The 12,468-nt window shown below is 63.2% G+C and carries 15 protein-coding genes; 7 read left to right on the forward strand and 8 right to left on the reverse strand.

Annotated elements, in window-relative coordinates:
* Positions 1-4 precede the first annotated feature (4 nt).
* Positions 5-1,045: a GH25 family lysozyme gene (locus ABTV10_RS25575; protein ID WP_499035686.1), complete on the forward strand. Its 1,041-nt coding sequence runs from the start codon at positions 5-7 to the stop codon at positions 1,043-1,045.
* Positions 1,046-1,259: 214 nt separating this feature from the next.
* Entirely contained in the window at positions 1,260-1,766 is a 507-nt protein-coding gene (locus ABTV10_RS25580) for a hypothetical protein (RefSeq protein ID WP_499035687.1), read from the forward strand.
* Here ABTV10_RS25580 and ABTV10_RS25585 read toward each other — a convergent pair.
* Positions 1,706-2,597 (reverse strand): IS5 family transposase gene (locus tag ABTV10_RS25585; protein WP_499035397.1). Its coding sequence is split into 2 segments (ribosomal slippage): positions 1,706-2,236 and positions 2,238-2,597, totalling 891 coding nucleotides; the frame shifts between segments, so codons are not numbered across the junction. The two genes, ABTV10_RS25580 and ABTV10_RS25585, sit on opposite strands and share 61 nt — an antisense overlap.
* 173 nt (positions 2,598-2,770) lie before the next feature.
* Here ABTV10_RS25585 and ABTV10_RS25590 point away from each other — a divergent pair.
* Together ABTV10_RS25590 and ABTV10_RS25595 are read left to right on the forward strand one after the other, a co-directional pair.
* Positions 2,771-3,154: a hypothetical protein gene (locus ABTV10_RS25590; RefSeq protein ID WP_499035688.1), complete on the forward strand. Its 384-nt coding sequence runs from the start codon at positions 2,771-2,773 to the stop codon at positions 3,152-3,154.
* A gap of 441 nt (positions 3,155-3,595) precedes the next feature.
* Positions 3,596-4,165 carry a hypothetical protein gene (locus ABTV10_RS25595; protein ID WP_499035689.1) on the forward strand — a complete coding sequence of 190 codons (570 nt, stop codon included), beginning with the start codon at positions 3,596-3,598 and terminating at the stop codon, positions 4,163-4,165.
* Between the two features lie 588 nt (positions 4,166-4,753).
* Here ABTV10_RS25595 and ABTV10_RS25600 read toward each other — a convergent pair.
* Complete coding sequence (locus ABTV10_RS25600; protein WP_499035690.1) at positions 4,754-4,930, reverse strand: helix-turn-helix domain-containing protein; 177 nt, start codon at positions 4,928-4,930, stop codon at positions 4,754-4,756.
* 35 nt (positions 4,931-4,965) lie between these two features.
* The gene (locus tag ABTV10_RS25605; RefSeq protein WP_499035691.1) at positions 4,966-5,418 is read right to left on the reverse strand and encodes a MarR family winged helix-turn-helix transcriptional regulator; all 453 of its coding nucleotides are present in this window, start codon (positions 5,416-5,418) and stop codon (positions 4,966-4,968) included.
* A gap of 335 nt (positions 5,419-5,753) precedes the next feature.
* Here ABTV10_RS25605 and ABTV10_RS25610 point away from each other — a divergent pair, with 335 nt between their 5' ends.
* A complete protein-coding gene (locus tag ABTV10_RS25610) occupies positions 5,754-6,632 on the forward strand; it encodes an alpha/beta fold hydrolase (protein WP_499035692.1) in 879 nt (292 codons plus the stop codon).
* A gap of 222 nt (positions 6,633-6,854) precedes the next feature.
* Here ABTV10_RS25610 and ABTV10_RS25615 read toward each other — a convergent pair whose 3' ends face one another.
* Positions 6,855-8,039 (reverse strand): glycosyltransferase, encoded by a 1,185-nt coding sequence (locus ABTV10_RS25615; RefSeq protein ID WP_499035693.1) that lies wholly within the window; start codon positions 8,037-8,039, stop codon positions 6,855-6,857.
* A gap of 178 nt (positions 8,040-8,217) precedes the next feature.
* Here ABTV10_RS25615 and ABTV10_RS25620 point away from each other — a divergent pair, with 178 nt between their 5' ends.
* Positions 8,218-8,511, forward strand: coding sequence for a hypothetical protein (locus ABTV10_RS25620; protein ID WP_499035694.1), 294 nt, complete (start codon positions 8,218-8,220; stop codon positions 8,509-8,511).
* Between the two features lie 326 nt (positions 8,512-8,837).
* On the opposite strand, the gene ABTV10_RS25625 is transcribed toward ABTV10_RS25620, so the two are convergent.
* The 4 genes from ABTV10_RS25625 to ABTV10_RS25640 form a co-directional block, all read right to left on the reverse strand.
* Positions 8,838-9,551 (reverse strand): hypothetical protein, encoded by a 714-nt coding sequence (locus ABTV10_RS25625; RefSeq protein ID WP_499035695.1) that lies wholly within the window; start codon positions 9,549-9,551, stop codon positions 8,838-8,840.
* Positions 9,548-10,114, reverse strand: a complete 567-nt coding sequence (locus ABTV10_RS25630; RefSeq protein ID WP_433604918.1) for an RNA polymerase sigma factor — start codon at positions 10,112-10,114, stop codon at positions 9,548-9,550. Before ABTV10_RS25630 ends, ABTV10_RS25625 begins: the two co-directional genes overlap by 4 nt.
* Before the next feature lie 209 nt (positions 10,115-10,323).
* A complete protein-coding gene (locus tag ABTV10_RS25635) occupies positions 10,324-10,554 on the reverse strand; it encodes a hypothetical protein (RefSeq protein WP_499035696.1) in 231 nt (76 codons plus the stop codon).
* A 140-nt stretch (positions 10,555-10,694) separates the two neighbouring features.
* Positions 10,695-11,036, reverse strand: coding sequence for a hypothetical protein (locus ABTV10_RS25640; protein ID WP_499035697.1), 342 nt, complete (start codon positions 11,034-11,036; stop codon positions 10,695-10,697).
* A 361-nt stretch (positions 11,037-11,397) separates the two neighbouring features.
* Here ABTV10_RS25640 and ABTV10_RS25645 point away from each other — a divergent pair, with 361 nt between their 5' ends.
* Complete coding sequence (locus tag ABTV10_RS25645; protein ID WP_499035698.1) at positions 11,398-11,910, forward strand: hypothetical protein; 513 nt, start codon at positions 11,398-11,400, stop codon at positions 11,908-11,910.
* The last annotated feature ends 558 nt before the right edge of the window (positions 11,911-12,468 follow it).

Consider the following 12,468-nt stretch of genomic DNA (forward strand, 5'->3'; position numbering starts at 1 on the left):
CAACATGACCAGGCTGGAGCAGCGCTACAACGAACTCGTGGCGAGCGGATGGGGTCCAGAGATCGACCTGCCCTTCGTCGAGGTCCCGACCGGGGACGGTTTTGGTACGTGGTTCACCTGGACAACGGCAGGTGGCGTCAACGTTGCCCTGTACGACAGCCCAAACACCGCACCTTCTGAGGTGCATGGCGCCATCTTGGTGACCTATCAGGCGCAGCAAGGCCCGTTGGGGAGCCTTGGGTACCCCATTTCCGATGAATACGACGACGTCGTCGGATCGACAGTGGTGGGGCGGGTCAGCGATTTCGAACGAGGGTCCATCTTCTGGTCGAGCGCCGACGGGCAGACCACCGTCATGACGACCGGACCGGTGACCCAGGACTACGAGATCTTCGATGGCGTCGACGTGTCCTACGCACAGGGAAAAATCAACTGGGATAACGCCGTGAATCACGGCGGTGTGCAATTCGCCTATATCAAAGCTACCGAAGGCGACAACCTCGTCGACAACAGGTTCAACGCAAACTGGTCAGCAAGCAGTGGTCGACTTCCCCGCGGGGCCTACCATTTCTTCCGGCCACGGGCCACGCCTGATGCCGCGTTGGACCAAGCCAACAATTTCGTCGGCACCCTCAATGCGGCAGGCGGCATCGGCGAACTGCCGCCCATGGTCGACGTCGAGGATTCCGGCGTCCCGCCCGCAGCCGCCGCGGCGTCGCTACAATTCTTCCTGTCCAACGTCGCGCAAAGCTTGGGACGAGAGCCGATCATCTACACGTTCCCCAGCTTCTGGCGCCACCAAATGGGCGGCACAGCGCAATTCGATCAGAGCTACAAGCTGTGGATCGCCAACTACGGCAAGAAACGCACAGACGGTGGGTACGACACGAAATCGGGGTCGCCGGTACTCCCGCCGGGGTGGAGCAACTGGGCCGTCTGGCAGCACGCCGTGCAACCCGGCGTGGCGGGCATCGCGACCCTAGTCGACCGCGACATCATCATGGTGCCGACGGGGACCTCGATTCAGGACTTCCTCACTAGCTGACCACCCCCTGCTCATGGTTCGGCAAGAGCGAGTTAAACCTGAGCGCAGTTCAGTTGCACCGCAGCTCTATTCGCCGGTAGCATCAACTAGAAGCCAAGTGAGGCAAGCCCGCAACTGTGCATCAGAGGATTGATCTAGCCGTCTGGGCGGAGGGGGCGAAGTGACGAGTTGGGCTCTTTCGGGCGCCGTCGGCCGCAATGCGTCCAATATCGCAATGGATCAGCAGCGGGTTGCTGAACTTCTTGATTCCGCCGGATTACCCTCCGGCGGAACATCTTTGGACTCGTTACCGCCGATATGCGAGCAGGAGGCAAGCCCGGAACTGATCGCCGCGATTGAATACTTTCAATCCGTGCAGCAGGGGCTATCGGTCGACGGCGTGGTTGATGTCGGCGGTGACACTTGGAATCGGTTGGTCGAAATCGCCGACGTTCAGCATATCCCGGATGGGCCCACTGGAATTGTGTTGTCGTCAGCGGATCTGTCCGTTGTGGAGTTGCCGGCATCAGCTTCAGGGTTTCCGGCGCTCACCTACTCGGTCAAGTTCATCAGCGTCGTCTACGAGCTTCCCGGATTCACAGTCGAAGTCAGCGTCTCGGGGCCGATCAGAGTTCAGTGGGGGGCATCGTTCCCGGTGACCTGTGAGCTAGAGCGTGTCTCCTATTTCGTGAGGGACCTCAGCCAGATACAGACCGCTGAGAGGACCACGCCGGCCCGGTAGGTGAGTGCGAGTTTGTCGTAGCGGGTGGCGAGCCCGCGCCACTGTTTGAGGGTGGCGAAGGATCGTTCGACGACGTTGCGGCCCTTGTATTTCTCGGTGTCGAACCCGACCGGGCGGCCTCCGCGGCTGCCCCGCCGGAGGCGGTGACGTTTCTGGTCGTCCGGTTCGGCGATGATCGCTTCGATGCCTCTCGCTCGCAGGTGGGCGCGAATCGCTTTCGACGAGTAGGCCTTGTCGCCGAGCACCGCGTCCGGGCGGGTTCGGGGTCTTCCACGGCCGAACCGGGGCACCGACAACGCGCCCATCAGGATGGGGAACATTGGCGAGTCACCGGCCTGACCTGGCCCGATCAGCAGGACGAGTGGCCGGCCGTGTCCGTCGGCGAGCTGGTGGATCTTCGTGCCGAGCCCGCCACGGGAGCGACCGAGGGCGTGGTCAGCCGGCTCGTTCCGGAGGTTCCTGTAATTCGACAGATCCCCCTGTGTCGCGGGTGAGGTTGGTGCCGTGTTGGTGGGCTCGGCAGATCGTCGAGTCCACCGACACTGTCCAGTCGACCAGCCCGTTCGCATCCGCATGCGCCAGCAGGGAAGCGAGGATCTTGTCCCAGGTGCCGTCCCCGGCGTAGCGGCGGTGCCGCTTCCAGATCGTCTGCCACGGACCGAAATCCGCGGGAACGTCCCGCCACGCAACTCCGGACCGGTAGCGGTAGACGATGCCCTCCACGACCCGACGGTTGTCCCGGAACGGGCGGCCCCGACATCCGTCGGACGTGGGAAGCAACGGCTCGATCAACGCCCACTGTTCATCAGTCAGGTATTCGGTGCGCGACACACGGAACAGTGTCGCCGATCCCACCGCCCGGATTTAGGAGACACGCCCTAGTTCCCGACATAGGAGCTGTTGATGCAGCGGTGAAGTCTGGTAGCGCACGCGCAATCGGGGGCGCTGCCCTTGATAATCTGTGCGGCCGTCTAAAGCTGGAATCGAGCGCTGCAGTCGCCGACTTGTTCATGCGTGTGTCATTGACCGTTTCGCCCGATGGCGGGTTGATACTGGGCGGCTCTATCGGTGATGGCGCCACCTTCCATTCAGTTTCGTTCAATGCAGCCGACGGCTCAGTCAGCTATACCGGTACGACACGGATCAACTCGCCAAGTCCCGTCCCCGGCGGTGAGGTTCAGGTTGCCGGGTCTCTGCAGACCCAGGTGAAGATCACCCCGTTAGATGGTGGGGTAGACCAAGCCAGCGTGATCGCCAGCCTGGCCGTGCTGGTAGCGGCGGGCGTGCTACTGACCCCGGCCATTGAGGTCGAGGAGGTCGCTGAATTGCTCACCACGATCGGGGCAGGTGCCCGGCAGCTTATTCTCAGGTTGGCGCTGACTCCTTGAGGATCGTACTTCCGCGCTCGCTAACTCGTCGCGGACGACGTCCTATTTCGGGTTCGCGGATCGGCACGGCGGTGGCTGTGGGACAAAGAGATCCGACCGAATCGGTTAACGGAGACAGTGGTGGGTGTGCGCAGTTCGCTCGTACTCCGCTTGGAGACGAAGACAGCAAAGCTACACCACACCCAGCGCGACTGTCACGCCCCGCGGCCGAGAACAACGTCCCTGACGCGCTGACGTTCGCCTCTCGCCCCCATCTGGAACGGCGGGCAGACTGCTGGCACTCGGATTCGCGGCGCTGCTCGGGATGTTCGCCGTCGAATTGGGGGCGATCGGCGCAGGCCGCATAATCAGTGGGTGACCAGGTAATTCGGATGGATCGGCAGTTCCGACACCAGTGCGGCGTCGTGGTTGGCGCCGTATCCGTATCCCTACGACACGCCTGTGGGTGGCTGGTTGGCGGACCGGTATCGGCATGTCCTGCAGATCATGCATCCGGCCTACCAGTGGTGCGGCCCCGACCGTGATCCGACACCGGTGTCGTGGACTCAGATCGCTGACGCCCGTGGCACACGGTTGAAGCCTGGAATGAGCTTCTACGACGTGGGGCGTCTGGATGGGCCCGACGAGACCGTCGCCGGCGTGTTCGACATGCGACCGGATGCCGGCTCGATTCCTCCCGAATGGATCGACGTCGTCTATGAGCACTTGTACGATGCACATATGGGTCTGTTGTGGGGCGGGTGGGGGACATTCGTGGACGTGGAGATCAGGGGAGCCGCGCGGGTCGGCGACACGGCAGGCTGGGAATACTTGGTGCTCTCCACGACCCGAGAAATCGACGAGCACACGTTCGTCTCTCGAACACCCAACTTCTGGTGGCCCGAGGATCGTTCGTGGTGTGCCGCCACGGGCGTCGACGAGGAAGACACCCTCGTGGTCTCCAGGGACTTCGCGCGACTCGCCGCGATCCACGCGGACCCGCGGCTGGAGACACAGTTGCACTCTCGCTGATTGGTCTACCGACGGGCCAACCATCTTGAACAATGGCCAACACTGTTGGCGAAGTGGCCAACTATCCTGACGATTGGCCAACAACGTTGGCGATTCACACCTCTCGCTTCCGTCGTCGCTGTGAATCGCCATCGCGTTTGTCATATTCCGGAGCTCTGACCTGCAGTGTGACAACAAGCGTGGCGACGGCAGGGTGTGTTCGTGGTCATCGAAGTTGGCAATTGTTCTCCCCTATCCCGGCTGGATGAGGTTTGGCCGTACTCACTCAGTTCCCGGGTGCCGAGGCCGGCCGGGCCCATCGGATGAGGAATCCGATGGAGGTGATGAACAGGATCGGCGCGAGTGCGGCGGTAGTCGCAAGCAGGACGACTCCAAGCGGTGGTGCGACGGCGAGGAGCAGAAGTGCGAGGGGTGTGACGGCGGCGCTGCAGCCGACGTCACTGAGCCATCCGGCGGCGAAGGCTGGCTGGACACTCCAAGCGCCTGACCAAGTCGCCAACTGCGATGGGACGGCCCCCCGGAACTACCTGCAGCAGTTCGGATTCAGGACGAGACGGAGGGTGGCGGCGTGATCGCGGTGGAAGACGATCACGCCGCGCTTTCGGATTTCACCATCCCAGCCTTGCGGAGTTGACCGAAGTGGTGGCTGACGGTCGACTCGGCAAGGTCGACGCCGTCGGCGAGCCGCACGGGCAGACCGCGCCGTCGGCGAGCAGGACGATGAGCACCTGCTTCCGTGAGGTGTTGCACCGTAGCAATATCCATTCGATAGCACGCGCTGAGGGGCCGATGGCGAGGAGCTACTGCAGTAGGTCCTCCGCGATCTGTTCGACCCTGAGGACGCCGTCGAACAAGTCTTCGCCGATGGCGGCGCGCAGCTTGGCTTCGATGCTTGCAGCGAGATCGTCGGCCTCCTCGATGGCCTTCGCTCCGAGCGTGGTCAGCCGCACCTCTACAAGCTTCTGGTGCATCGGGGACGGTCGACGACTGATGAGGCCCTTGCTCTCAAGAGTGGACAACATCGTGGCGGTCGCTTGTGGGGTGCCCATCCCATTTCGTGCGAGCTGCGCTGCAGAGGTTGGCTCGAGGTGTCTGACCGACAGGAGGGTCGCGTACTGCGGCACGGTGAGATCGAGTGGACGCAGCGCCGCTGCCTTCGCGTCGAGGATCAGCCGTGCGATTCGCCGGATGTGTGTGCCGAGGCGGTCGTCGAGCACCTCGGATAGCGAGTTGTTGCCAGCATCTTCCGCCACCGAGCACTTCTCCTCTATCTACGCATACTTCGATATATCAGGATATTGCCTTCCGCGGGCTCACGCCAGCTCGCTCGCCGCGCAGACAGAATGTTCCAGGCGCTACCCTCGGCGGCCTCGATACGGCCGACCTGGCCCGAAGCATGAACTCTCGGCTACGCGGCGCCGACAGTAGGCCAGTGCCCATGTTGGCTCATATGTAAATAGCCTCATTGTTAACAACTAGTTGCTACTCTCGGTGTCGCTCGATGGAAGGCGACGTCAGAGGATGACCGCGCCACGGGGGCTTGGGTGCGCCACGACGACTCGCCGTCGCCACAGAAGGGAGAAGCAATATGTCCATGTCGATCGAATCCCCAGCAGAGGAAATTACCTACGAAGGGAGCATGAGGGAGGTCACCACCAGCAAGGGGATACTGCGGTATCACGAGGCTGGAGACGGGCCTCCCTTGTTGCTGTTGCACGGCTCGGGGATCGGCGTGAGCGGATGGCGGAACTACCGAGAAAACTTGGCCGTGTTCGCCCAACACTTCCACTGCTACGTGCTCGAGTTTCCAGGGTTCGGTGTCAGTGACCCGGTGAATGGGCATCCGATCCTTACCGCGACCGCGTCGGTGACGCGGTTCATGGACGCCCTCGCAATCGAATCCGCTGCGATCATTGGCAATTCGATGGGCGGGGTGGTCGGTGCGCAGGTGGCGATGCGGCATCCCGGCCGTGTCGAGAAGCTGATCACGATCGGTGGAGTCGGGCCGAACATCTTCAGCCAGGCCCCGAGTGAGGGCACACGCCTGCTGCGGGACTTCGCTGATGACCCCAGTCGCGAGAAGCTGGTGCGGTGGCTCAACTGCATGGTGTACGACCCGGCAGTGGTCACGGAGGAACGTATCGAAGAGCGTTGGGAGACAGCGAAAGATCCTGCGTCCCACAAGACGCTTTCCGCGATGTATGGCTCCGAAGCTGCCGCGACTCAGCAGCGGGCGCTCGACACCTCCGACGCCCCGCCGTACTGGTCGATGATGCGTAAGGTCCAGTGCCCGACATTGTTCACCTGGGGACTCGATGACCGGCAGTGCCCACCCGACATGCCGCTTGTCCCGCTCCGATTGGTTCAAAATGCAGAGCTTCACGTCTTCCCGAACTGCGGCCATTGGGTGATGGTGGAGGCCAAGGAGGCGTTCGAGCGCATCGCCCTCGAGTTCTTGCTCCGGTGACGCCCGGCCGGCACTGACAGACCTCGCCCGTTGCCTCGACACTGTGGTGACCGTCGCGTATCAGCGTGCGCCGTAGACGCGCCACTGCGTGGGGAGTCATGCCGACACGGCCCTGCATCCACAGGTATGGGCGACGAGCGCCGCGTGATCGATATTCGTAGGTGAAAGGAACAGCCCGACACGATCGGGCTGTTCCTTCATCCGGTCCCTGTGCCTACCAAGTCAGTAGGCGCAGCAACCACCCACAACGAGGTTCTTCAGCTCGGTGGTTATCGATTCAGGGCAGGGCATTGCTGCGATCTCGTCGCGCACACGCTGAGCTCCGGCCCTCAGAGACTCCGAGTCCAAGACGGTGAGTACGGCGTCGCGGATCTCGTCGGACGACGCTGCGATCGTATCCAGGGCGATTCCGGCATCGAGGGCCGTCAGCCGCTCGGCATTGAGTTCCTGGTCGGCGCCCATGGGCAGAGCGATCACGGGCACACCGTGGGCCAACGCGCCCATGACACTGCCCGACCCTGCGTGATTGACGACAACGTCGCAGTGCCGCAGCACTGCCGCTTGCGGCACGTACCGTTCGATCCGGATGTTGTCGGCCGCGGTGACGGGGATGGATGCGGGATCGATGTTGCTGCCAACGGTCGCAAGGACCCGGACCGGCAGGTCGCGCAGTCCCTCGAGGACGCGCGTGAACAAGTCACCGGACTCGGTGTTGAAGACAGTTCCCAGCGTCAGATACACCCGCCGCGACTCGTCACCAGTAGAAAACCAGTCGACGGCAGCGTGTCGGCCGGTGTCGGGCCCGGTTTCGGAACGGATGGATACCGCGGTCGAAGGGAGCGGGAAGTCCGGGTGCCGGAACGAACGAGGAAAAGGTGAGACGACGAGATCCCTCGCCAGTTCGGTGCACGCGGGGTCCTCTCGTAGCCCGTGCAACACCCGAAGCCGCGCCAACGGCTCTCGGATGCGGTCAATGCGGGTCATGGCACCGGAAGCGGCAACGTTGACGACCACCCGGGGGACCTGGGCCTGTTCAGCCGCGAGCATTGCTCCGAAGTCCATCTCGTCGCAGATCACCAGCTCCGGTGCCCAACGATCGATGATCGCGCGAACGTGACCGAAGCGGCGGGCGGCGAGAGTACCCGCAAAGTACGTGCCGATCACCGAGAACTCGTGGTCGAGATCAGGTCTGACGAGTCTGCCGGTCGACTCTCCTGTTGGCGCCGACACAGGGGTTCCTACCGGAAAGTAGGCGTCGAATCCGAGGACCCCGTCGATGATGGTCGCCCGACCACACAACCCGACCCTGTGCCCGGCAGTTCGGATTTCACGCGCGATCGGAAGAATCGGATTGAGGTGACCGATCCCGCCCGCGAAGGAGACAAGGACCTTGCTGTCGCGTTGCACGCCTCCAATTCTGCCCTGTGGCGCCTGCGGCACCCCAACTGGAAGGGCTTGCGTCCGACAAGACCCCTGACGAGGTCGACCTGCCGGACCAGCACTGACAGTGGTCGCACGTAGCCTCGGCGCTGTGGTGACCGATCGTGCTGTCCTGGCTGCTCGCATACGCCAAGATCACGGGCACATGTTCCCATCGTTCCTCGATGGCGCGTACGCGAACTCGACGAGCACCGTAACGGCCGAATGGCTCACGACGGACAACGTCGCTCTCGCAGTCACGATCATCCACCGGCAGTTCGATGTCAAACCGCGGCAATGGGATCCAGTTGTCTCCGGAACCTTCGTGACGGTGACGGTCGCGAGCACGGACACGAGGTCGGGTGCCCGCCGGCCTGTGCAGCTGGCCGAGCCGGAGGCGTGGGCGCGGGCAGTCTTCGCCGCCGAGTTCGACGACGACGCGCTAGGTGCGGTGCTGTGAATCGTCATCGTAGTTGGCAATTTCCGGCGCTCTGACCTGCGGTGTGACAACTAAAGCGACGGCGACACGGTGTGGTCGCGGTCATCCAAGTTGGCAATTGTTCTGGGCCAATCCCGACTGGATTCAGTTGACTACATTCACTCCGTTCCCTGGTGTCGGATCAGTCAGGCCCGGATGACCTCCCCACGTAGTCGTGGTCAGCGTAGGTAGCAACTGTTCAGTCACCGGCGATCAGCATCAGGCCCGCCCGCCGTCGGACCCGGGCTGGTCGCTGACTAAGAAGGCCCCCGACTGGTCACCCGACCCTGTAGGCGTGTTTGGTGAGGTCACCTGGTTCGACTGATGACGTTCCCGTTCGCGTCGTATCCGACGAGGGTCGCTATGGGTGCTCCGTCCGGCAGCGGGAACCAACCGAAGAAACGACCTTCCACCAGTACGGTGGGAAACACTTCGCCCGCATCGGTGTGGAGTTCGGCTCGCACGGCGTTGCCCGCTGCGGCGTCGTAGGCGAATACGCCCGACTCCGATATCACCTCGCCGCCTCCGCCTTGGCCGAATGGCCCGGTGTCGGTGGCGGGGCGGCAGTAGTGGTAGAGCCCGGTGAAGTTCGCCGGGCCCGCCTGCTCTGTATCGGCGACCGATTCGAATACAGGAGCGACGCATCTCGTGCCGTCGGTACCGTGTGCGACGAACACACTCATGACGGTGCCGTGCGGACCCGGGATGGAGGCGATCCGCTCGGCGGCGGCGGGGTTGACGCCGCTGCTGTCCGGGTAGGTCAACCAGCCTGAGTACGCGTCGGTGAAGGCCTTCGGCATCAGACCTCCGGCAGCGGCCATGCCGACGCCCCCCGCTGTGGTGATCGCCGCGATGAGAGCGATCGTGCCGACTCTCCGGCGACGCGCCTCGGGGACCACGGGGCCGGTAGAGGTTGCCATGATGCGATCGCGTTCAGCTTCCTGCATATGCTTCGGCCAAATCTCGTCGGCGTGAGCGTCTGGCCGCATCTGTTCGAGGGTGGTCAGCAGGTTTCTGGTCATCGGGCACTCCTGGGTCGGGTGGTGGCGGGCAGCGAGATCGGGGTGACGGGTTCGGCGGATACGCCGGTGCGCAGACGGCGTCGGGCACGGAAGAGTCGGACGTGCATGGCGGGGACTGAGCATCCTGCGACACGGGCCGCCTCGGTGGCGTTCAATCCGTCCCATGCGGTCAGAAGTAGCGCTTCGCGCTCTGCGGGGGTGAGTGTTGCCAGCGCTTCGAGTACTTCAACGCGGTCGGTGACTGCTACGTCCGCGCCGGGCACGGATGCCGTCATTTGCTCGATACGTGCCAGTTCCGCGGCCAACGCATCATGGCGGCGGACGGTGCGCAGGTTGTTGCTCATAGTGTTTCGGGCGACCACCAGCAGCCAGGGCAATCCCGGGTCGGGTACCTCGGCAAGGCGTCGCCATGCAACGAGGAACGTCTCGGCCACCACTTCCTGGGCGGTGTGGTGATCGACGTGCCTGCAGGTGTACGCGAACACGCGCCCGGCGTAGGTTTCCCACAGCGCGGTGAAGCGTTCCCTGTCTCGCGGCGGTGGCCGGTGCGCTTTCTCTCTCATATGAAGAAGTGTCCGGACGCGTGCTGTTTCTTACGGCGGTCTTCGAATCCTGTACTCCGACGGTCGATAGGCCGGCGCTCGTGGTGAGGATGGTGTCAACAACTTGACGGGCTTCCTCCTTCGGTCTTGGCCGCGACTCGAGCTCGGGCATGCCGGAGCACCCGCAGGTGGCAGGAAGCTGCCCTTCTTCGGTGCGTCGGAACTTCACGTCATCCTTGAGTGGCCCTGGTGCCAACCACACCAGGGGATTGTGCGTGCCGGAGTGGTATCGCGGCGTCGGCGGATAGCAGGGCTGTGGCGGTCGTTGCCGTGGCTGAGATAGTGGGCTGCTCGGCGGCGGCGGGCTTGTCCTCGATTCGGTAGGCGGCGAAGTGCGCCCAGACTAGGAACCCGATTGTGGCAACGACGATCATCGCCATGATGAGCTTGCTTACCTTCACCTGAAAAATTCCTAACCTGCAGTCATTTTGGGTCATTGCCCAGGATGGACGACACCTCGCGCGCTTCGAATGGGTGGTCACGCTGTAGGTGTTGAATGTGGGTCGGCGGCGCCGGCGCGGGATGAGCGCAGGCGCAGGGTTTAGGCGCCACCGGACAGTGAGTAGCTGATGTAGCGGTCGACCTGGAAGGCATCCCATGCCGCCTCGACATCGCCCTCGAGTCGGACACTGTCGATCGTCAGTGCGCCGGCCGCGTTCTCGCCCCGTTCACAGCGTATGACGGCGACCGGCGAGAAATGTTCGGGTGGGTATCCGACCCCAACAGCAGGTGGGCGGCCGGGATCGATGCTGTTGAGGTTCGCCGCCGAGAGCGTGCTCTCGATGTCCGGGGCGAGGCAGTCAGCCCGCTCGGCGATCGCGGCCGTCGGGGGACGGTAGGACGTCGAGCTGCACGCGGTGAGGACGGCGCCTGCAACTGCCACGATCGCCAGCGCTGGGGCGAGTTTCGCTGCCCTGCTATGCATTACGGACTGCCAGCTCATGGACCGTTCAGACATGGCCAACCCGGGGCTCGCGCATCACTACGCCACCGTATCTGGCAGGTCCCGCAAATCCCGCGGTACGCGGATTCCGGATCCCCTGAACACTGCCAGCCCGGTAGCAGCACGGCGGTCGAAAACGGGCCTTTAGTCGCCGCCGTAATGGTGCACATCGGTGAACCCTCACGGTCTCGACGGGTGAACACCCTGAAGCGGCGCCTACTGCGCTCTGAGTGTCATCGCCGCCGTGATCGTCCTCGTCTGTCTTGCGTCAAGACTCTGGCCGGAAGTCGCGATAGTTCGGGTGGATATCGACGCGGCGGAGTGTCAGCATCGACTGATTGTGGTCCGCTGGCACGCCCCTCCTATGCGGAACATCAGGCTCGTATGGTTGCTTCTTGCTCTCGGTGTGGGCAGTCTCGGGTTGATCGCGACAACATTGGCGTCCTGGCCGATGTCAGAATTCACGAGTTGCGAGATCGATCCGGGTTACGACCCGGCCAGATGCGGCGAGTCCCTGATCGACCGCGGCGGTTCCGGGTATATCGCGGCATTGCTGCTTCCCGCGGTCCTGTGTGCAGTGCCGGTGGTTGTCCCGCGGCGAAGCGTGGTGTGGGGCACGGTCGCTGCGCTCACTGTCGGCGCCATTCTGGCCTTCGTGACGGTGGGCGGAGTAGCGATGATGCTCGCGGTGACAGCCGTTGCGGCGACAGCACTCGGAATGGGATACGCCAGGCTGACCACCAAGGATCAGACCGCTCCCGCTGGCGGCCTCTCACTGCTTCACCAAGTGAGCCAACGCCAGCGACACGAGTAGGGCTACGCAGAATCCGCGAAACTGACAGGGCGCTACCAACTCGGGTGCGCTTCGGGGTGCCAGCCCTGAAACTCGATGTTCGATTCAGGAAATCCGCTCATCCAACAGGGGAGCGGTGTACCCGCAGTCACCAAACGCGAAGTCCCGACAACTCAGCTACTCGTCGAGTGACACGGTCAGGCCTTCCGCAACACCTCCTTCGTCTTGAATCATCTGGACGACAACAGATGTGAGCCGACGCCGGTCAACACGGATTATGTGCAGCCCACATCGATGGCGGAGTTAACTCCGGTCTACCACCTGAAATGTCGGCCGTGAAGAGTTTGCGGATTGGTGTACCCGCAACGACGACATCATCGTGGTCATCGGGGGTGCGGCCGGCGAAGTTGGGTAGGACGCTCATCGGTGGCGTCGACCTCAGCCACCGCAACTCCTGATCAACGCAGACGAAGCGACCAAGCTGTGCAATGGAGTGTCCGCAAAACGGGCGCAACCAAGTGAGGCTTTCCGTCACAGTGACCAAATGGGGAGGCAGAATTTTCGCACGAGGAACTAGCG

This window comes from Paraburkholderia sp. RHO2, assembly GCF_050955445.1.
Classification (GTDB): Bacteria; Actinomycetota; Actinomycetes; order Mycobacteriales; family Mycobacteriaceae; genus Prescottella; species Prescottella agglutinans_A.